This is a genomic window from Roseovarius sp. MBR-6, from assembly GCF_040547525.1.
Classification (GTDB): domain Bacteria; phylum Pseudomonadota; class Alphaproteobacteria; order Rhodobacterales; family Rhodobacteraceae; genus Roseovarius.
Window position 1 is genome coordinate 289,814 of sequence record NZ_JBEPPW010000001.1, and the last position, 19,053, is coordinate 308,866.

Sequence of the window (19,053 nt, forward strand, 5' to 3'; positions counted from 1 at the left end):
CCTGCGCCGGTTTGACGCAGCGGGGTAGCAGTTTCCCTAATGTCATCTTAAAGGGACAGGCTTTAGTGTCAACCTTTGTTTACACCTGATATGTCAACTGTCAGGTGAAGGTTTCAGCTTTTCGCAGACAACGACGCTGGTCACATAAGGCCGATCCGGACGCGGGCTGTGGCGAACCACGAATCCCGCCTCTTGGCACAGCGCGCCGATCTCGGCGGCAGAGCGCGCGCGCCCGGTGCCCATGGCCATGGTGTAAAAGGCAAAATAGAGATCCCCCGCCGCTTCGGGGCGCACGCCGCCCGCCATCGGCTCGGCCACAATGAGCCGCCCGCCGGAGGGCAACGCAGCGTAAACATTCGCCAGAAGCGCGCGCACCGTCGCGTCCGAATGGTCATAAAGCACACGCACAAGGCTCACGGTGTCGGCCCCTTCGGGCAGGTCCGCCTCGCGAAAACTCATCGGGCACAGTGTCACCCGAGACGCCAGCCCCGCCGCACCGAGTCGCTGACGGGCACCCGCGAGCACCTCGGGCAAGTCCACGAGCATCACCTCCAGCGACGGATGCGCCGTGAGCGCCGCGGTGACGAAGGCCCCCGTGCCGCCGCCCACATCCATCAGCACCCGCGCGCCCGAGAGCCCCACCGCCCGCAATACGTCCTCGGCCACGAGCCGCTGGCTCTGCGCCATGAGGTCGGAATAGCGCGCCGCCACCTCGGGCGCGACCTCGCCCGCCTGCCCGAAGACATAGGGCCAGAACCGCGCCAGTTCCGTCTCACCCTCGCCGCGCAGCAGCGCGACCGGATCGGCCATGTCGGCATAAAAGGCGCGGTTGTGGCGAATCATCGCCTCAAGCCCCGGCACGCCAAGGATCACCGCGCCGCGCCGGTCCAGCGCAAACCGCCCGTCGCGCCGCCGCGTGAGCAGGCCAAGCGCCGCCCCCCCCTGCAAGAGCGCGGCCATCCGGGGCGCGGGAATCTCTGCCGCGCGCGCCAGATCCTCCGGCGTGCGCGCACCGTCCAGAAGCGCGCGCAATGTGCCGGTCTCGACCAGCGCCAGCAGCACCTGGGATTTCACAAACCCCTGCAATATATCGAAAATCTCGGCCCCGTCGCGCCGCGCCAAACCGCGCCCGAAGGGCAATCGCGCCGCCCGTGCCTGCACCTCGGGCCGTGTGAGCAACCGCAGGAACCAGCCCCGAAGCCCGCCCCGCGTGGCGGGCGGTCCGGCCACCGCTGTCATGCCCTGTGCCGGGCGGGCATCCGGGGCATGATCCGCTCGGCCTGAAGCCGCACCATCTTTGCCAGCGCCGCTTCGCCGGGGCAGGACGGGATCGAGGCGATGGCACCCGCGAGGATGTCCGACAGCCGCGACACCGCCCCCTTGACGCCAAGCTGCGTCACCGCATTGGGCCGCCCGTGCAGATCATCCTGCCCCACGGGCTTGCCCAGGCTCTCGGCATCCATCACCGCGTCGCGCAGATCGTCGGCCACCTGAAACGCCTCGCCGATAAGCGCGCCCAGATCATGCCACGGCTCGGGCTCATGCCCCGCCGCTATGGCCCCCATCTGCGTGGCGGCCACAAAAAGCGCGCCAGTCTTGGCCCGGTGATAGGCGGCAAGATCGACCGTCGGCTCACTCTCCCAGCCTTGGCCTGCGCAAATGCCGCCCGGCATCCCCGTGCGCCGCGCCAGCGCCGATGTCAGCCGCAGCGCGCGCGCGGCGTCCTCCTCGCCCGCACGCGCGAGCGTCTCGAAGGCCAGCACGATGAGGCTGTCACCCGCCAGCACAGCCAGCGGCTCGGAATAGGCGCGGTGCACGGTCGCCTTACCGCGCCGCGTGTCGGCATCGTCGAAACAGGGCAGATCGTCATGCACGAGGCTTGCGCAGTGAATGAGTTCGAGCGCCACCGCCGCCGCATCCGAGAGCGCGGGACGATCGTCACCGCAGGCCATCGCCACCGACAAAAGGATCGTGGGCCTGATCCGCGCCCCACCCGGCAAGACCGCGTGGCTGAGCGCCGCGGCCAGTTGACGGGGCGCGGGCGGCCCTCCTGCGCGCGCGAGTGCGGTGCCAATGGCCCCTTCGATCCGGTGCGAAAGCTGCATGTCGGGCCTCCTGAGCCGCTTGTGTCATTTATACATGACATACATTGTGTAAATCATACTGGACATATTGCCGTGCAGAGTCAACAATCCTCCCATGACAGCCGGGGCGCAGGATCAGACAGTGATCATCGGGGCGGGGGTTGCGGGGCTTGTCGCCGCCGCGCGGCTGGCCCATGCGGGCCATGCCGTCACCCTGCTGGAGCGCCATGACCTTGTGGGCGGCAAGATGCGCGCCCTGCCCTCACGCGCCGGTCCGGTGGCGGCGGGGCCGACCGTGCTCACACTGCGGGCCGTGTTCGACGCGCTTTTTGCCGATTGCGGAGAGCGGCTGGAGGATCACCTTCGCCTTGTTCGTCAACCGCTTCTGGCGCGGCATTTCTGGCCCGATGGCAGTCGGCTTGACCTTTATGACGACAGCCGCCGCAACGCGCAGGCCATCGCCGATTTCGCCGGGCCGCGCGCCGCCGATCAGTTCCGCGCCTTCGACGCCCGCGCGCGCGCGCTCTTTGACGGGTTCGACGCGCCCATGATGCAGGCTGCCGCGCCGCGCCTGATGCGCCTTGTCGCCCATGTCGCCGCGCGCCCGCATCTCCTGCGCCAGATGGCCCCGCTCAAATCGCTGGCGGACCTTTTGCGCGAGAGCTTTGATGATCCCCGCCTTGCCCAATTGTTCGGGCGCTACGCCACCTATGTCGGCGGCACGCCCGACGGCGTGCCCGCGCTTCTGGCGCTGATATGGCGCGCCGAGGCAGGCGGGGTCTGGGCGGTCGAGGGGGGCATGCACCGGCTGGCCGAGGCGCTGGCCGCACTTGCCCGCCGCAAGGGCGCGGTGATTGAGACGCGCGCGCATGTCGCCCGGATCGAGGCCACGGGCGGCGCGGTGCACGCCGTGATCCTGGCCGATGGCCGCCACATCGCTTGCGCCCGCGTCGTCTTCAACGGCGATCCTCGCGCGCTCTCTACCGGCGCGCTCGGCCCCGATTGCGCCTCGGTCGCCTCCGTCACGCGCCGCGCGCCGCGCAGCCTCTCGGCCGAGGTCTGGGCCTTCGCCGCGCGCCCCCTTGGCCCGGACCTTGCGCATCACAATGTGTTCTTTCGCGCCGATCCGGCACCGGAATTCGCTGCCCTCATGCGCGGCGAGACGGTGCCGGATCCCACGCTTTATGTCTGCGCCATGGATCGCGGGCTGGGGGCCACCCCGCCCGATCCCGAGCGTCTCGAGATCATCGCCAATGCGCCCGCGTACCCCGATGACGCCCCCCCCGAGGAGACCGCCCCATGCCATCCGAGATGTTTCGCAACGCTGGCCCGCTTCGGCCTGACCTTCTCGCCGGAGCCGACGCGCGCGGCGCTGACCACCCCGGCGGGCTTTGCGGCGCTCTTCCCGGCCTCGAACGGTGCGCTTTACGGGCAGAGCCCGCACGGGGCGCTGGCGGCCCTGCGGCGTCCCACGGCGCGGACGGGAATTCGGGGGCTTTACCTGGCCGGGGGCGGCACGCATCCGGGGGCGGGGGTGCCGATGGCGGCCCTCTCCGGTCGGCACGCGGCCGAGGCGATCATGCGCGACCGAATTTCAACCTCGACGTCCCGCCCGACGGATACGCCTGGTGGTATCTCGACGGGATCAGCGAGGATGGCACGCGCGCGATCTCGGTCATAGGCTTCATCGGGTCGGTGTTCTCGCCCTGGTATGCCTGGTCGGGGCGGCGCAACCCGGCCAATCATTGCTGCATCAACGTCGCCACCTACGGCCCCGGCGGGCGGTTCACCATGACCGACCGGGGCGAAAGCGCGCTGCGCCAGAGCGCCGATTGCCTGACGGTCGGGCCCTCGTCGATGCGCTGGCAGGACGGGCGGCTGATCGTCGAGATCAATGAGTGGGGCGCGCCGCCGATGGTGAGCCGCGTGCGCGGGCGGGTGGTGGTCACGCCCGCAGCGCTCAGCGGCGTGGAGGTGGCGCTGACGGATGACGGGGCGCATGTCTGGCGGCCTTTTGCGCCCACCTCGGATATCGAGGTCGATCTCGAGGCTCCCGGCTGGCAATGGCGCGGGCATGGCTATTTCGACGCCAATTTCGGCACCCGCGCGCTCGAAGCGGACTTCAGCCGCTGGACCTGGGGCCGGTTCCCGCGCGCGGGCGGCAGCACCTGCTTTTACGACGCCACGCGCCGCGACGGCAGCACGTTTGAATTGGGCGTGCATTTTGACGCGGAGGGCCGCGCCGACACCATCCCCCTGCCCCCCAAGGCGCGCATGGCCCGCAGCCTCTGGGCCGTGGCGCGCGAGACCCGCGCCGATCCGGGCCATACGCCACGGCAGGTGAAACCGATGCTGGATGCGCCGTTCTACTGCCGCTCGGCTGTGCGCACCGTGATCGACGGCGAGGAAAGCGTGGGCGTCCACGAGGCGCTCGACCTCGACCGTTTCCGCGCGGCCCTGCTCAAGCCGATGCTCGCCGTGCGGGTGCCGCGACGGGCGCGCTGGCGGTTTCCGGACTGATCCCGCCCGCGCGCGCGCTTTTCAGAGGCCTGGATAAAGCGGGAAGCGCGTGCAGAGCGCGGCCACCTCGGCCTTGACCTTCTCCTCGACGGCACCGTTGCCATCCTCGCCATTGGCGGCCAGACCATCGACCACCTCGATGATCCAGTCGGCGATCTGGCGGAATTCGGCCTCACCGAAACCGCGCGTCGTGCCCGCCGGAGAGCCGAGACGAATGCCGCTGGTCACGGTGGGTTTCTCAGGGTCGAACGGCACGCCGTTCTTGTTGCAGGTGATATGCGCGCGGCCCAATGCCTTTTCGGTGGCATTGCCCTTGACGCCCTTGGGCCGCAGATCCACGAGCACCACATGGGTGTCGGTGCCATGCGTGATCGTATCGAGCCCGCCCTTGATCAGTTGATCCGACAGCGCCTGCGCATTGGCGATCACGGCCTTGATGTAATCCTTGAATTCCGGGCGCAGCGCCTCGCCAAAGGCCACGGCCTTGCCCGCGATGACATGCATCAGCGGGCCGCCCTGGATGCCGGGGAAAATGGCCGAATTGAACTTCTTGGCCAAGCCTTCGTCGTTCGTGAGGATCATGCCGCCGCGCGGGCCGCGCAGCGTCTTGTGCGTGGTGGTGGTGGCCACGTGCGCGTGGGGGAAGGGGCTGGGATGCTCGCCGGCCGCGACGAGCCCCGCGAAATGCGCCATATCCACATGCAGCCAGGCCCCCACGCTATCGGCAATCTCGCGCATCTTCGCAAAGTCGATCCGGCGCGGAATGGCAGAGCCACCGGCGATGATGAGCTTCGGCTGATGTTCGGTGGCCAGCGCCTGCACCTGATCGTAATCAATCAGGTTATCCTCGCGCCGCACGCCGTATTGAATGGCGTTGAACCATTTGCCCGACTGGTTCGGCGCGGCCCCGTGCGTCAGATGCCCGCCCGCGTCGAGGCTCATGCCGAGGATGGTGTCGCCCGGTTGCAGAAGTGCCGTGAACACGCCCTGATTGGCCTGAGATCCGGAATTGGGCTGCACATTGGCAAAACCGCAACCGAAGAGCTGGCACGCCCGCTCGATGGCAAGGTTTTCGGCGATGTCGACGAACTGACAGCCGCCATAGTAACGCCGCCCCGGATACCCTTCGGCGTATTTGTTGGTCATCACCGAGCCCTGCGCCTCCATCACGGCGGCGCTGACGATGTTCTCCGACGCGATCAATTCGATCTCGTCGCGCTGGCGGCCAAGCTCCAGACCGATCGCGCGGGCGATCTCGGGGTCGCGCGTGGCGAGTGCCTCGGTGAAAAATCCGATATCGGCCACGGGCCGGTTTCCGTCATGGGGCATGGCATGTCCTCCGCCAGAAGATGCAACTCGCGAAGCACCTAGCCCAAACATGCCCTCAAGGAAAGATTGTAAAGCGACGCATCCCCCCGCCTGACCGGCATCTCTGGCCTTGGCGCGCGAATTGTGCTTGGACTTGGGCAGGACAGGCCGGGAACAGCCCATGACGCAGAAAATCGCCTTTGTCGCCAGCGAGGCGCCCACGGCACAGACCGCGCGCGCGGCCCTTGTGGGGCGCTACGGCTCCGTGTCCGAGCCGCAGGCGGATGTGATCGTGGCGCTTGGCGGGGATGGCTTCATGCTGGCCACGCTGCACCGCACACAGGCCCTTGACGTGCCGGTTTACGGGATGAATCGCGGCACGGTCGGCTTTTTGATGAACGACTATTCCGAGACCGACCTGCCCGAGCGGCTGTCACGCGCCGAGGAAGAGGTGATCAACCCGCTTGCGATGCGCGCCGAGGCGGGCGACGGCACGATCCACGAGGCGCTGGCCATCAACGAGGTCTCGCTTCTGCGCGCGGGGCCGCAGGCGGCCAAGCTGCGCATCAGCATCGACGGGCGGCTGCGGCTGGAAGAACTGATCTGCGACGGCGCGCTGGTCTCGACGCCCGCAGGCTCCACCGCCTATAACTACTCGGCCCACGGCCCGATCCTGCCCATTGGCGCGGATGTGCTGGCGTTGACCGCCGTCGCCGCGTTCCGTCCCCGCCGCTGGCGCGGCGCGCTCCTGCCCAAGACGGCGACGGTGCGCTTTGACGTGATCGAGCCGCACAAGCGCCCGGTCATGGCCGATGCCGACAGCCGCTGGATCGAAAGCGTGCTCTGGGTGGAAATCCGCTCCGAGACCGGCATTGCGCACCGGATCCTGTTCGATCCCGGCCACGGGCTGGAAGAGCGGCTGTTGCGTGAGCAATTCACCTGAGGCGCGGATCACCCCAGCCAGGCGTCAAGCGCCTCGGGGGTGGGATCAAGCCGTGTGACCTCACCGCCGACGAACTCGGCCAGCCGTGGCGCGTTGAGCGCGTTGACCCCCACCAGCACCGGCACGCCAAGCGCCACCGCCTCGGCGATGAGGGCGCGAAACCCGCGCCCGTCGGCCTCGTGCTTGCCGAACTTGTTGACGATGACCAGATCGGCCCCCGCGCTCAACCGCGCCTCGGCTTCCGCCACTGCCTGTTCGAGCGCCTCCGGGTCAAGCCGACAGCCCCGCGCGCCGGGGCCGAGGCTTTGCGAGATGCGTATCACCGGCCCGTCGGGCAGCACCTGCACATCCATGTCGCAGGGACGCCCCTCGCCGCAATCGGAATTGACCTGCACCGTCCCGCATAGCCGTCGCCCGCGCGCGATGGCGCGCATGGCGAAACCGTGCAGCAGCAGGTCCATATCCCCCCGCCCCCCGGCCATGACACAGGCGATCCGCATCGCCCCGGCCTCAGTCGGTCAGGCGGCTGATGACCACCGTCACCTCGGGCCGCTTGCCGATCTCGGTCTGCGCGCTCTGCCGCGCCACCCGGCGCAGCCCTTCCTCGAGCTTGCCATCGTCGCGCAGCACCTTGTCTCCCGCGCGCTCCATGAACTGCGCAAGCTCTTCTTCCAGAACATCTGGCAGCGGCGCGCGGCTGCGCCCGGTGCCGGCAAGCCCCATCGTCTCGACCCATGGATCGCCGAGCGGCGCATTTTCCTCGTCGAGAATGACATTGATCATCACATGCCCGTTGAGCGCCATGCGGATCCGGTCGCGCACGACACCGTCAAGCGCGCCGAACGTCACCGAGCCATCCAGATAGGTCCGTCCCGTCTCGACATATTCAGCAACCTTGGGCGCGTTGCCGCTGAGGTCGATCATCATGCCGTTGACGGCCAGAATGCCCTCGATCCGGTTCGCGCGCGCCAGCTTGACATGCTCGCGCAGATGCCGGTGCTCGCCATGCATGGGGATGAGCATTTGCGGCTTCAGGAGCTTGTGCATCGCGTCAAGATCGGGCCAGTTGGCATGTCCCGAGACGTGATAGCGGTCATCGCCCTCGATCACGTCGACACCCTGTTCGGAAAACTGGTTGATGATGCGGATCACGCCGCGCTCGTTGCCCGGAATGGTCTTGGAGGAAAAGAGGAACGTATCGCCCTCCTTCATGGTGATCCCGTTGTATTTGCCATTGGCCAGTTGTGCGCTTGCCGCGCGCCGCTCGCCCTGAGAGCCGGTGACGATCAGCATGAGGCTCTCGCGCGGGATGTTGCCCGCCTCCTCCGGTGTCACGGTCTGCGGGAAATCCGGCAGAACGCCGGTCTCGCGCGCGGCTTCCACCATGCGCTGCATCGCCCGCCCCATCAGGCAGACGGACCGCCCGGCCCGCACGCCCGCCTCGGCCAGCGTGCGCACGCGCGCGACGTTGCTGGCGAATGTGGTGGCCACGACCATGCCCCGGCTGGCGGCAACCAGATCGGTGATCGGCTGCGCCACGCTGCTCTCGGAGCGGCCCTCGTGATGGCTGAAGACATTGGTCGAATCGCAAGCCAGAACCTTGACCCCCGCCGCCCCGATCGAGGCCCAGAGATCGCGGTCGAACGGCTCACCCACGCCGGGGTTGGTGTCGATCTTGAAATCGCCCGTGTGCACGATGCGCCCGCCGGGCGTGTCGATGACCAGCCCGGATGCCTCGGGAATGGAATGCGAGATCGGCACGAAACCCACGGTGAACGGCCCCGCCGCCACCGTCCCGGGCCAGACGCTTGCGGTTTGCACGGCCTGCTCGGGATGGCCATGCTCCTTCATCTTGCGGCGCGCGATATTGGCGGTGAAGGCGCGCGCGTAAACGGGTACCCCCAGCCGGTCGTGGTAATGCGCGACCGCGCCGATGTGATCCTCATGCGCATGGGTGACGAACACCGCCTCCAGCCGGTCCTTGCGCTCCTCCAGCCATGCAATATCCGGAAGGATCAGATCCACCCCCGGAGAGCCGTCCATATCCGGGAAGGTCACGCCCAGATCGACAAGGATCAGCCGCTCCTTGCCGGGTTTGCCATAGCCGTAGACATAGGCATTCATACCCACTTCACCCGCCCCGCCGAGGGGCAGGTAGATCAATCGTTCGCTGCTCATGGGGCGTCAGCCCTCCTTGTTATATGCGTTGATCACGGTCAGCCCGTGCATCGTCAGTTCATCCTCGAACCTGTCGAACAGGTCCGTGCCTTGCTGGAAGAGCGGGGCCAGCCCCCCGGTTGCGATGACCGTCATGGCGCGTCCGCGCTCGGCCTTTATCCGCTCACATATCCCATTGATCAGCCCGACATAACCCCAGAATACGCCCGATTGCATACAGGCGACGGTATTGGTGCCGATCACCTTCTCGGGCTTGGTCACATCCACATGCGGCAAGGCCGCCGCCGCCTCGTGAAGGGCCTGCAAGGACAGGTTCACCCCCGGCGCGATCACGCCGCCGATATAGGCCCCGTCGGTATCGACCACGTCAAAGGTGGTGGCGGTGCCGAAATCCACGATGATCAGATCCCCGCCATGCAGATCGAACCCCGCCACCGTGTTGACCAGCCGGTCCGGCCCCACCTGCGTGCCCGCATCCACCCGCACATCGACGGGCAGGCGGCATTCGGGCTTGCCCACCACGAGCGGGCGGCAGTTGAAATAGCGATCCGCCAGAACCCGCAGATTGAACACCACGCGCGGCACGGTCGAGGAAATGATCATCTCGGTGATCTCGGCGCGGATGCCGTGATGCTGAATCAGCGTCGAGAACCAGACGAAATACTGATCCGCCGTGCGCTGATGCTCGGTCGAGGTGCGCAGCGTGCACAGGAACCGCGTCCCGTCCCAGATCGAGAATACCGTGTTGGTATTGCCGCAGTCGATCGCCAGAAGCATGTCCCGCCCCCCGTTTTCAGAAAAACACCTCGGCCGCGGCGATGGACACGCGGCCCCGTGCCGTCGCCAGCACCAGGTTGCCCGCCGCGTCCACCGTCTCGAACCGGCCCTCATGCGTCTCGCGGGCGGTGCGCGCGGTGATCACCTGACCGAGACGCGCCGCCAGGTCGAGCCAGGCCCGGCGCAGCGGCTCGAAGCCATACGTGACGAACTGCGCCTCGAGCCGCGCATAGGCAGGGGCGAGCAGGTCGAGAAACGCCTCCGGACCGATCGCCACCCCGGTTTCGGACAAAAGCGAGACCGGCCGCAGCGCCCCCGCCTCCACCTCTGCCGCGTCCGGTGCGGCCACGAGGTTCACGCCGATGCCGATGGCGAAATGGCTGAGATGTGCCCCCACGCCCGCGCTCTCAAGCAATATCCCTGCCAGCTTGCCGCCGTTCAGAAGCACATCATTGGGCCATTTGAGCGCCAGCCCCGCCGCCCGTCCCGTCGCCGCCACAACCGCCTCATGGAGCGCCAGCGACGCCACGAAAGACCGCAATGCCACGCGGTCGGGCGTCTCCGACGGGCGCATCACCAGTGTTGCCGCGAAATTGCCGGGCGGGTTGGCCCAGGCCCGGCCGCGCCGCCCCCGCGCGGCGCTCTGCTCCAGCGCCAGGATCCATTCCGGCCCCGCCAGTTGCGACGCGATCCGCGCGGCCTCGGCATTGGTGCTGTCCACCCGCGCCAGCACCCGCCGCCCATAGCCCTCGGGCCAATCGCTGCGCGCCCCCGGTTTCATCGTTCCCCAAATACTCCCGCCGGAGGCATCCCCGCCCCGCAGCAGGCGCAGGCCTCAGCGGACAAGGCTCGCCGCCGCCGCCTGCGCCATGGTCTCGACGCCGAACATGTTGACGATGCCCAACAGCATCACCGCCGCCGATCCCATCAGGAAGGCCCATTGCACCAGCGAGCGACCGGTTTCCAGCGTCGATCCCTCCTCGCCGAAATACATGTAATAGACGATGCGAAGATAGTAGAACGCGCCGATGACGCTTGCCACCACGCCCGCCACGGCCAGCCAGACAAGCCCCGCCTCATAGGCCGCGCGCAGCACGTAGAGCTTGCCGAAAAAGCCCAGAAGCGGCGGGACGCCCGCAAGGCTGAAGAGCAGGATCAGCATGGCCAGCGCGCGGCCCGGCTCGGCCTTGGAATAGAGGTTCAGGCTGCGGATATCCGTCACCGGCTGCCCGTCGCGCTCCATCGACAGGATGAAGGCGAACGTGCCCACATTCATCGTCACGTAGATCGCCGCATAGACCAGCATCGCCTGCACGCCAAAGACGGTGCCCGAGGCCAGCCCCATCAGCGCATAGCCCATATGCGCGATCGAGGAATAGGCCATCAGCCGCTTGATATTGGTCTGTCCAATGGCCGCCACCGCGCCCAGGAACATCGACAGAAGGCTGAGCGCCGCCAGCACCTGCTGCCAGTCCGCGACGACGCCGCCAAAGGCGTCATGCACCACGCGGGCAAACAGGCCCAAGGCCGCCATCTTGGGCGCGGTGGCGAAAAACGCGGTGATCGGTGTCGGCGCGCCCTCGTAGACATCGGGTGTCCACATGTGGAACGGCACCGCCGAGATCTTGAAGGCCAGCCCGGAAATGACCAGAACAAGCCCGATCAGCAGGCCAAGCGGGGTCTGCCCGTCGGCGGCGGCGATGATGCCCGAGAAAAGCGTGGTGCCGGCAAAGCCATAGACCAATGAGGCGCCAAAGAGCAGCAGGCCGGAGGACAGCGCACCCAGCACGAAATACTTGAGACCCGCCTCGGTCGATTTCAGATTGTCGCGCCGCAGCGACGCGACCACGTAAAGCGCCAGCGATTGCAGCTCGAGCCCCATGTAGAGCGCCATCAGATCGCCCGCGCTCACCATCACCATCATGCCCACGACCGAGAGCGCGATGAGGATGGGATATTCGAACCGCAGGATGCCGCGGCGCTCCATGTAGTCCTGTCCCAGCACCAGCACCGCCGCCGCCGACAACAGGATCACCACCTTGGCGAAGCGCGCGAACCCGTCATCGTTGATCATGCCGCCGAAGGCCGTGCGCGTGCCCGCGCCGCTCATCCCGATCCAGATCGCCAGCAGCACCATCAGTGCCGCCGTCACCCAGACGAGCAGCGGCGCAAGCCGGTCGCGGCCGGTATAGACCGCCCCCAGAAGCGCTGCCATCGCATAGACCGACAGCAGGATTTCCGGAAGGATTACGTTCAGATCAGCCTGCATGGATCAGGGCCTCCGGGGATCAGTGCGCAACCTGCGCCACCGCCGTCGCGGCACGCGCGACGGATTGGGCAAGCTCGACATTGGAAATCAGCGCCTCGACAGAGGGGCCGGTGATATCGGTGACAAGCCGCGGATAGACGCCCAGAAGCAGCGTCATCACCACCAGCGGCGCAAAGATCGCGCGCTCGCGGCGGCTCATGTCGGTGATGGTCTTGAGGCTCTCCTTGATGAGATCGCCCATCACCACCCGGCGGTAGAGCCAGAGCGCATAGGCCGCCGAGAGGATCACGCCCGTGGTGGCCACCGCCGCGACCCAGGTGTTGACCTGAAACACGCCCACCAGCGTCAGAAACTCGCCGATGAAGCCGGATGTGCCCGGCAGGCCCACATTGGCCATGGTGAAGAACATGAAAATGAGCGCATAGGCCGGCATCCGGTTCACGAGGCCGCCATAGGCATCGATCTCGCGGGTGTGCATCCGGTCATAGATCACGCCGACGCAGAGAAAGAGCGCCCCCGAGATGAAGCCGTGGCTGATCATCTGGAAGATCGCGCCATCGAGCCCCTGCTGGTTGGCCGCGAAAATCCCCATCGTGACATAGCCCATATGCGCGACGGAACTGTAGGCGATGAGCTTTTTCATGTCCTCCTGCGCCAGCGCCACGAGCGAGGTGTAGACAATGGCAATCGCCGAAATCCACAGGATGAACGGCGTCAGCACCTCGGCGCCCACCGGGAACATCGGCAGCGAAAAGCGCAGGAAGCCGTAGCCGCCCATCTTCAGGAGGATCGCCGCCAGCACCACCGAACCGGCCGTGGGGGCCTGAACGTGCGCATCCGGCAGCCAGGTATGCACCGGCCACATCGGCATCTTGACCGCAAAGCTGGCAAAGAACGCCAGGAACATGAGCGTCTGCATCCCGCCCACGAGATGTATCCCCAGAACCGGGAAACTGTCGGAGGCGAATTCGTGCCGCAGGAGCGTCGGGATATCGGTCGTGCCCGCCTCGGCGAACATCGCCACCATCGCCACCAGCATCAGCACCGAGCCAAGAAAGGTGTAGAGAAAGAACTTGAACGCCGCATAGATCCGCGCCTTGCCGCCCCAGATCCCGATGATGAGGAACATCGGAATGAGCCCCGCCTCGAAGAAGAGGTAGAAAAGCACCAGATCGAGCGCCATGAACACGCCCAGCATCAGCGTCTCAAGCAGCAGAAAGGCGATCATGTATTCCTTGACGCGGGTCGTCACGCCCCAGGACGCGGCGATGGTCAGCGGCATCATGAAGGTGGTCAGCATCACGAAGAGCACGCTGATCCCGTCCACGCCCATCTTGTATTTCAGGCCCAAAAGCCATTCGCGCTCTTCCACGAACTGAAAGCCGGTATTCGACGCATCAAACCCGAACAGGATGAAGAGCGAGACAAGGAAGGTCAGCGTGGTGGCAATCAGCGCCACCCATTTCGCGTTGGTCTGCGCAGCTGCATCCTCGCCGCGCAGGAACACGGCAAGGATTGCCGCCGCGATGGCCGGGATGAATGTGACGATGGAAAGAAGGTTGTCCATCAGTTGGCCCCCCCGAAGATGGTCATCCAGGTCACGAGCGCGACGATGCCGAGCACCATGGCAAAGGCATAGGTGAAGATATAGCCCGACTGCGCGCGCCCCGCGAGGCGGGTAAGGCGCGGGATCAGCCCCATCGCCACCCCGTTGAGCGAGCCGTCGATCACGTCCCCGTCGCCGCGCTTCCACAGAAGATGCCCGAGCGCCTTGGCCGGCCGAACGAAGAGAAAATCATAGATCTCGTCGAAATACCACTTGTTGAGCAGAAAGAGGTAGAGCGGGCGGTTGGTTTCGGCGACGCGGCGCGGCATCGCCGGATCCCAGACATAGAACCAGAGCGCGGTGATGAGGCCGATCAGCATGGCGACAAAGGGGCTCACCTTGACCCATGTCGGCGCGTGATGGGCGTCGTCCAGAACGTGGTTGTCGGGATGCATGAAGATCGCCCCCTCGGGTGCCACGCCATGCGCCACCGGCGCGGCCTCGCCATGGGTGTCGCTCGCCTCGGCATGAGCTGCAATCCCGAAGAATCGGTTCACCTGCTCATGGCTGCCGAAAAAGCTGTTATACCAGATCATGCCCGCGAACACCGCGCCAAGCGCCAGCACACCAAGCGGTACCAGCATCACGGTGGGGCTTTCATGCGCGTGTTCATGGGTGTGCTTGTCGCCGCGCGGCGTGCCGAAGAAGGTCAGGAACATCAGGCGCCAGCTATAGAAGGACGTGAAAAGCGCCGCGATGACCAGCATCCAGAACGCATAGCCGCCCGCCGTTCCGGCCCATGCACTCTCGATCACCGCATCCTTCGAGAGGAACCCGGCAAAGCCGATATGGGTGAGCGGGATACCGACGCCGGTGATGGCCAGCGTGCCGATCATCATCGCCCAGAACGTATAGGGCATCTTGCGGCGCAAGCCGCCATAGTTGCGCATGTCCTGCTCGTGATGCATCCCATGGATGACCGACCCGGCGCCCAGAAACAGCATCGCCTTGAAGAAGGCGTGGGTGAAAAGGTGGAACATCGCCACCGAATATACGCCCACGCCTGCGGCCACGAACATATAGCCAAGCTGCGAGCAGGTCGAATAGGCGATCACGCGCTTGATGTCGTTCTGCACAAGTCCCACGGTCGCTGCGAAAAACGCGGTCGAGGCCCCTAGGAACACAACGAATGTCATCGCCTCCGGAGCGTATTCCATCAGCGGCGACATGCGGCAGACAAGGAACACGCCCGCCGTCACCATGGTCGCGGCGTGAATGAGCGCCGAAACGGGCGTCGGGCCTTCCATGGCGTCGGGCAGCCATGTGTGCAGGAAAAGCTGCGCCGATTTGCCCATCGCACCGATAAATAGCAGCACCGCGATCAGGTTGGCGGCGTTCCATTCGGACCAGAGGAAGGTCAGTTGCGTCTCGGCCAGTTGCGGGGCTGCGGCAAAGATGTCGTCAAAGCGCACCGAGTCAGTCAGGAAATAAAGCGCCATGATCCCAAGCGCGAAACCGAAATCGCCCACCCGGTTGACCACGAAGGCCTTGATCGCGGCGGCATTGGCCGAGGGCTTGCGGTAATAGAACCCGATCAGCAGGTAGGAGGCGACGCCCACCCCCTCCCAGCCAAAGAACATCTGCACGAGGTTGTCGGAGGTCACCAGCATCAGCATGGCGAAGGTGAAGAACGAGAGATAGGCAAAGAAGCGCGGCCGATAGCTCTCGTTCTCGCGGAAATTCTCGTCATGCGCCATGTAGCCCATGGAATAGAGATGCACGAGCGCCGAAACCGTGTTCACCACGATCAGCATGATCGTCGTCAGCCGGTCCACCCGGATCGACCACGCGGCATCGAGCGTGCCCGACTGCACCCAATCAAGGATATGCACCGCCTGCGCCTCATGCGCGCCTTGCAGGAACACGACCCAGCTCAGCACCGCGGCCAGAAACAGAAGCCCCGTGGTCAGCCATTGCGCGCCCTTGTCACCGATGACGCGCCAGCCGAAGCCCGCGATGATCGCCCCGATGAGTGGCGCGAATAGGATTATCTTGTAGATCATCGGGATCAGCCTTTCATCACGTTGACGTCTTCCACGGCGATGGTGCCGCGGTTACGGAAGAAACAGACAAGGATCGCAAGGCCGATGGCGGCCTCGGCGGCGGCAACGGTCAGCACGAAGAGCGTGAACACCTGCCCCACCAGATCCCCCAGATGGGCGGAAAAGGCGACGAGGTTGATATTGACCGACAGAAGCATCAGCTCGATCGACATCAAGAGAACGATGACGTTCTTGCGGTTCAGGAAAAGCCCGAAGATCCCGATGACGAAAAGCGCGGCGGCCACCGTCAGATAATGTTCAAGTCCGATCATGTCTGTCCCTCCGGGCCGTGCCCGATTGTCGTCTTTGTCCTGGGGCGCGCGTCGGCGCGCGGGCGCGTCAAATCCCGTCGCCGCTCACAGCCCCTGCCCCGGTCTCACGTCCTTCAACTCCATCGCCTTGGCCGGGTCGCGATACATCTGCGCCAGCACGTCCTGGCGCTTGACCCCCTCGCGGTGGCGCAGTGTCAGCACGATCGCCCCGATCATCGCCACCAGCAGGATCAGCCCGGCAAGCTGAAAGAGGATGAAGTATTGATCATAAAGCAGCAGCCCCAGAGCGGCGGTGTTCTCCACCCCCTCGGGCGTCACCGCGGCCCGCGCGCCCAATGCCCCCTCGGCCACCTGCCAGTTGCCGAAGGCGATGCCGAACTGCATCAGCAGGATCACCCCGATGAGCAGCGCGAGCGGCATGTATTTCGCCATCTCCGCCTTCAACTCGGCGAAATCCACGTCGAGCATCATCACCACGAACAGGAACAGCACGGCGACTGCGCCCACGTAGACGATGATCAAGAGCATCGCCACGAACTCGGCCCCCAAGAGCACGAAAAGCCCCGCCGCGCTGATGAAGGACAGGATCAGCCAGAGCACGGAATGGACCGGGTTGCGGCTCACCACCGTGAAAAGCCCGCCCACCAGAAGGGCCGCCGCGAAAAGATAGAAGGACATCGCCGCTATGGTCATTTTTCCGATCCTTTCTCGCCTGCCTCGTCCATGACCTCGCGCGCGAAATCCATCGCGCGGGTCATCGAGGGGATGCCGGCAAACATCGCCATCTGCGCGATGGTCTCGGCGATCTCGTCTTTCGTCGCCCCCGCCTCAAGCGCGTGGCGGACGGTCAGGCGGATCTGCGTATCGCTCTGCGCGCCCAGCATCGTCAGCCCCGCCAGCGTGATCAAAAGCCGCGTCTTGGCGTCAAGCCCGTTCTTGTTGACGCCCTTGCCGAAACTCATCTCCATGAATTCCTTTGGCATGGTCGGCCACAGCTTCTCGAACCCCTTGGGCGAAAAGCTCTCGAGCGCGGGGTTCATCGCCTTGGCCATTTCCTGGGCCTGACGCATCATCATCTCGAATGGGTTGGTTGGATCGCTCATCGGTAGGGTGCATCCATTTCGAGGTTGCGGGCAATCTCGGCCTCCCAGCGGTCGCCGTTCTCCAGAAGCCGCGCCTTGTCATAGAAAAGCTCTTCGCGCGTTTCGGTGGCAAACTCGAAATTCGGCCCCTCGACGATGGCATCGACCGGGCAGGCCTCCTGACAGAAGCCGCAATAGATGCATTTCGTCATGTCGATGTCGTAGCGCGTGGTGCGGCGGCTGCCATCATCGCGCGGCTCTGCGTCGATGGTGATGGCCTGCGCGGGGCAAATGGCCTCGCAGAGCTTGCAGGCGATGCAGCGCTCCTCGCCATTGGGATAGCGGCGCAGCGCATGTTCGCCGCGAAAGCGGGGGCTAAGCGGGCCTTTTTCGTGCGGATAGTTCAGCGTCGCCTTGGGCGCGAAGAAGTATTTCAGCCCCAGCTTGAACCCGACATAGAAATCCTTGAGCAGGAAATACCCCGCCGCGCGTCCGTAATCCATCTGCGTCATGGCTCAGCCTCCTATCGCCCAACGGGCCCAGAACCCGCCGAGAACCTCGAATTTCGCAAGAAACGCCACGATCACCACCCAGGCCAGCGACATGGGCAGGAACACTTTCCAGCCGATGCGCATGAGTTGATCGTAGCGGTAGCGCGGGGTGATCGCCTTGACCATGGCGAAGAGGAAGAAGAAGAACGCCATCTTGCCGACCATCCACAGCACCCCGTCGGGCAGGCCCGGAACGGGCGAGAGCCACCCGCCGAAGAACAGAAGCGAGATGAGCGCGCACATGAGGAAGATGGCGATGTATTCCCCGGCCATGAACAAAAGGAACGGCGTCGAGGAATATTCCACCTGATAGCCCGCCACCAGTTCCGATTCCGCCTCGGGCAGATCGAAAGGCGGGCGGTTGGTTTCGGCCAGCGCCGAGATGAAGAACAAGAACACCATCGGCAGGTGCGGCAGCCAATACCAGCCGAAAAACCCATAGGCGGTATCCTGCGCCGCCACGATGGCGCTGAAATTGAGCGAGCCGGTGGAGATGATCACCCCGATGATGATGAGGCCGATGGAGACCTCGTAGGAGATCATCTGTGCGGCAGAGCGGAGCGAGCCGAGGAACGGATATTTCGAGTTCGACGCCCACCCCCCCATGATCACGCCGTAAACCTCCAGCGAGGAGACGGCGAAGACGAAAAGCACGGCCACGTTGATATCCGACAGCACCCATCCCTCGTTCATCGGGATGACCGCCCAGGCCAGGATCGCCAGCACAAAGGACGTCATCGGCGCCAGCAGGAACACCGGCCGGTCCGCCCCCGCCGGGATCACCACCTCCTTGACCACGTATTTGAGCGCGTCGGCCACCGATTGCAGCAACCCAAAAGCGCCCACCACGTTAGGCCCGCGCCGCATCTGCACGGCGGCCCAGATCTTGCGGTCGCCATAGACAAGGAACAGCAGCGAAATCATCACGAAGCCGACAATCGCCAGGCATTGCGCGAGGATCAGAACGAAGGTCCCGAACGGGGTTGTCAAGAATTCAGCCATTTGCTCCCGGTCCTCATACCATCGGTATTCCGTTTTCCGCGCAATTCGCGGCGACGACTTCGGCGTCGAGTGTCATCAGCCCCCGAGGCAGCGACTCGGAGATCGTATAAACCGCATCGCCCTGCCAGTTACCACCCTCTTGCGACACCTGTGTGCGCACATGGCGGGCAAATCCGTAGCCCCGGATCAGCGTGTATTGCGCCGCAGCGCACTCGGCATAGGCCTCCACGTCCGAGGCATCGCGCGCGCCCCGCATGGTGACGTGAAAATTCACCAGATCACCATCCAGAAGCCGCGTCTCCACGCCCCGGTAATCGGGCCGGAAATCGGACACGACAGCCGCGCCATCCGGCTCGGCGCAACCCGCAAGCCCGCCCGTCAGGCCGAGCGCGAGCGCGGGTATGAGGGGCGCGGCCATC

19 protein-coding genes are annotated in these 19,053 nt (G+C 65.4%); 3 read left to right on the forward strand and 16 right to left on the reverse strand.

Annotation, left to right across the window (positions count from 1 at the left end; all coding sequences use genetic code 11):
• Positions 1-93: 93 nt before the first annotated feature.
• Positions 94-1,239, reverse strand: coding sequence for a methyltransferase (locus ABIE57_RS01510; RefSeq protein ID WP_354537212.1), 1,146 nt, complete (start codon positions 1,237-1,239; stop codon positions 94-96).
• Complete coding sequence (locus ABIE57_RS01515) at positions 1,236-2,105, reverse strand: polyprenyl synthetase family protein (protein WP_354537213.1); 870 nt, start codon at positions 2,103-2,105, stop codon at positions 1,236-1,238. Before ABIE57_RS01515 ends, ABIE57_RS01510 begins: the two co-directional genes overlap by 4 nt.
• Before the next feature lie 94 nt (positions 2,106-2,199).
• Between ABIE57_RS01515 and crtD the strand changes: the two genes are divergently transcribed.
• Positions 2,200-3,765: a 1-hydroxycarotenoid 3,4-desaturase CrtD gene (gene crtD / locus ABIE57_RS01520; RefSeq protein ID WP_354537214.1), complete on the forward strand. Its 1,566-nt coding sequence runs from the start codon at positions 2,200-2,202 to the stop codon at positions 3,763-3,765.
• Positions 3,766-3,779: 14 nt separating this feature from the next.
• The gene (gene crtC, locus ABIE57_RS01525; protein ID WP_502950130.1) at positions 3,780-4,604 is read left to right on the forward strand and encodes a carotenoid 1,2-hydratase; all 825 of its coding nucleotides are present in this window, start codon (positions 3,780-3,782) and stop codon (positions 4,602-4,604) included.
• Positions 4,605-4,625: 21 nt separating this feature from the next.
• Here the strand turns inward: crtC and glyA are convergent, their stop codons facing one another.
• Positions 4,626-5,933, reverse strand: a complete 1,308-nt coding sequence (glyA, locus tag ABIE57_RS01530) for a serine hydroxymethyltransferase (RefSeq protein WP_354537215.1) — start codon at positions 5,931-5,933, stop codon at positions 4,626-4,628.
• Positions 5,934-6,093: 160 nt separating this feature from the next.
• Here glyA and ABIE57_RS01535 point away from each other — a divergent pair, with 160 nt between their 5' ends.
• The gene (locus tag ABIE57_RS01535) at positions 6,094-6,855 is read left to right on the forward strand and encodes an NAD kinase (protein WP_354537216.1); all 762 of its coding nucleotides are present in this window, start codon (positions 6,094-6,096) and stop codon (positions 6,853-6,855) included.
• An 8-nt stretch (positions 6,856-6,863) separates the two neighbouring features.
• On the opposite strand, the gene ABIE57_RS01540 is transcribed toward ABIE57_RS01535, so the two are convergent.
• From ABIE57_RS01540 to ABIE57_RS01600, 13 genes are all read right to left on the reverse strand, one after another.
• Positions 6,864-7,355 carry a DUF2478 domain-containing protein gene (locus ABIE57_RS01540; RefSeq protein ID WP_354537217.1) on the reverse strand — a complete coding sequence of 164 codons (492 nt, stop codon included), beginning with the start codon at positions 7,353-7,355 and terminating at the stop codon, positions 6,864-6,866.
• Between the two features lie 10 nt (positions 7,356-7,365).
• A complete protein-coding gene (locus tag ABIE57_RS01545; RefSeq protein ID WP_354537218.1) occupies positions 7,366-9,033 on the reverse strand; it encodes a ribonuclease J in 1,668 nt (555 codons plus the stop codon).
• Positions 9,034-9,039: 6 nt separating this feature from the next.
• Complete coding sequence (locus ABIE57_RS01550) at positions 9,040-9,810, reverse strand: type III pantothenate kinase (RefSeq protein ID WP_354537219.1); 771 nt, start codon at positions 9,808-9,810, stop codon at positions 9,040-9,042.
• Between the two features lie 16 nt (positions 9,811-9,826).
• Complete coding sequence (locus ABIE57_RS01555) at positions 9,827-10,591, reverse strand: biotin--[acetyl-CoA-carboxylase] ligase (protein ID WP_354537220.1); 765 nt, start codon at positions 10,589-10,591, stop codon at positions 9,827-9,829.
• Between the two features lie 54 nt (positions 10,592-10,645).
• Positions 10,646-12,079 carry an NADH-quinone oxidoreductase subunit NuoN gene (gene nuoN / locus ABIE57_RS01560; RefSeq protein ID WP_354537221.1) on the reverse strand — a complete coding sequence of 478 codons (1,434 nt, stop codon included), beginning with the start codon at positions 12,077-12,079 and terminating at the stop codon, positions 10,646-10,648.
• A gap of 19 nt (positions 12,080-12,098) precedes the next feature.
• Entirely contained in the window at positions 12,099-13,646 is a 1,548-nt protein-coding gene (locus tag ABIE57_RS01565; RefSeq protein ID WP_354537222.1) for an NADH-quinone oxidoreductase subunit M, read from the reverse strand.
• Positions 13,646-15,685, reverse strand: coding sequence for an NADH-quinone oxidoreductase subunit L (gene nuoL / locus ABIE57_RS01570; protein ID WP_354537375.1), 2,040 nt, complete (start codon positions 15,683-15,685; stop codon positions 13,646-13,648). Before nuoL ends, ABIE57_RS01565 begins: the two co-directional genes overlap by 1 nt.
• 8 nt (positions 15,686-15,693) lie before the next feature.
• Positions 15,694-15,999 (reverse strand): NADH-quinone oxidoreductase subunit NuoK, encoded by a 306-nt coding sequence (gene nuoK / locus ABIE57_RS01575; RefSeq protein ID WP_354537223.1) that lies wholly within the window; start codon positions 15,997-15,999, stop codon positions 15,694-15,696.
• Between the two features lie 84 nt (positions 16,000-16,083).
• Positions 16,084-16,692 (reverse strand): NADH-quinone oxidoreductase subunit J, encoded by a 609-nt coding sequence (locus ABIE57_RS01580; protein ID WP_354537224.1) that lies wholly within the window; start codon positions 16,690-16,692, stop codon positions 16,084-16,086.
• A complete protein-coding gene (locus tag ABIE57_RS01585; RefSeq protein WP_354537225.1) occupies positions 16,689-17,102 on the reverse strand; it encodes a carboxymuconolactone decarboxylase family protein in 414 nt (137 codons plus the stop codon). The genes ABIE57_RS01580 and ABIE57_RS01585 overlap by 4 nt, the downstream gene beginning before the upstream one ends.
• On the reverse strand, positions 17,099-17,593 hold the full coding sequence (gene nuoI, locus ABIE57_RS01590; protein ID WP_354537226.1) for an NADH-quinone oxidoreductase subunit NuoI: 495 nt from the start codon (positions 17,591-17,593) through the stop codon (positions 17,099-17,101). The genes ABIE57_RS01585 and nuoI overlap by 4 nt, the downstream gene beginning before the upstream one ends.
• Positions 17,594-17,596: 3 nt before the next feature.
• Positions 17,597-18,634, reverse strand: a complete 1,038-nt coding sequence (gene nuoH, locus ABIE57_RS01595; protein ID WP_354537227.1) for an NADH-quinone oxidoreductase subunit NuoH — start codon at positions 18,632-18,634, stop codon at positions 17,597-17,599.
• A gap of 13 nt (positions 18,635-18,647) precedes the next feature.
• Complete coding sequence (locus tag ABIE57_RS01600; protein WP_354537228.1) at positions 18,648-19,052, reverse strand: YNQ4 family lipoprotein; 405 nt, start codon at positions 19,050-19,052, stop codon at positions 18,648-18,650.
• Position 19,053 lies beyond the last annotated feature (1 nt).

Excerpts from the sequence above, each read along its gene's own strand:
- nuoH (WP_354537227.1), bottom strand. The coding sequence starts at position 18,634 with ATGGCTGAATTCTTGACAACCCCGTTCGGGACCTTCGTTCTGATCCTC.
- ABIE57_RS01580 (WP_354537224.1), bottom strand. The coding sequence starts at position 16,692 with ATGACCATAGCGGCGATGTCCTTCTATCTTTTCGCGGCGGCCCTTCTG.
- glyA (WP_354537215.1), bottom strand. The coding sequence starts at position 5,933 with ATGCCCCATGACGGAAACCGGCCCGTGGCCGATATCGGATTTTTCACC.
- ABIE57_RS01550 (WP_354537219.1), bottom strand. The coding sequence starts at position 9,810 with ATGCTTCTGGCGATCGACTGCGGCAATACCAACACGGTATTCTCGATC.
- ABIE57_RS01540 (WP_354537217.1), bottom strand. The coding sequence starts at position 7,355 with ATGCGGATCGCCTGTGTCATGGCCGGGGGGCGGGGGGATATGGACCTG.
- ABIE57_RS01555 (WP_354537220.1), bottom strand. The coding sequence starts at position 10,591 with ATGAAACCGGGGGCGCGCAGCGATTGGCCCGAGGGCTATGGGCGGCGG.
- nuoK (WP_354537223.1), bottom strand. The coding sequence starts at position 15,999 with ATGATCGGACTTGAACATTATCTGACGGTGGCCGCCGCGCTTTTCGTC.
- nuoI (WP_354537226.1), bottom strand. The coding sequence starts at position 17,593 with ATGACGCAGATGGATTACGGACGCGCGGCGGGGTATTTCCTGCTCAAG.
- nuoN (WP_354537221.1), bottom strand. The coding sequence starts at position 12,079 with ATGCAGGCTGATCTGAACGTAATCCTTCCGGAAATCCTGCTGTCGGTC.
- ABIE57_RS01515 (WP_354537213.1), bottom strand. The coding sequence starts at position 2,105 with ATGCAGCTTTCGCACCGGATCGAAGGGGCCATTGGCACCGCACTCGCG.
- ABIE57_RS01565 (WP_354537222.1), bottom strand. The coding sequence starts at position 13,646 with ATGGACAACCTTCTTTCCATCGTCACATTCATCCCGGCCATCGCGGCG.
- crtD (WP_354537214.1), top strand. The coding sequence starts at position 2,200 with ATGACAGCCGGGGCGCAGGATCAGACAGTGATCATCGGGGCGGGGGTT.
- ABIE57_RS01600 (WP_354537228.1), bottom strand. The coding sequence starts at position 19,052 with ATGGCCGCGCCCCTCATACCCGCGCTCGCGCTCGGCCTGACGGGCGGG.
- ABIE57_RS01510 (WP_354537212.1), bottom strand. The coding sequence starts at position 1,239 with ATGACAGCGGTGGCCGGACCGCCCGCCACGCGGGGCGGGCTTCGGGGC.
- ABIE57_RS01535 (WP_354537216.1), top strand. The coding sequence starts at position 6,094 with ATGACGCAGAAAATCGCCTTTGTCGCCAGCGAGGCGCCCACGGCACAG.
- ABIE57_RS01545 (WP_354537218.1), bottom strand. The coding sequence starts at position 9,033 with ATGAGCAGCGAACGATTGATCTACCTGCCCCTCGGCGGGGCGGGTGAA.
- ABIE57_RS01585 (WP_354537225.1), bottom strand. The coding sequence starts at position 17,102 with ATGAGCGATCCAACCAACCCATTCGAGATGATGATGCGTCAGGCCCAG.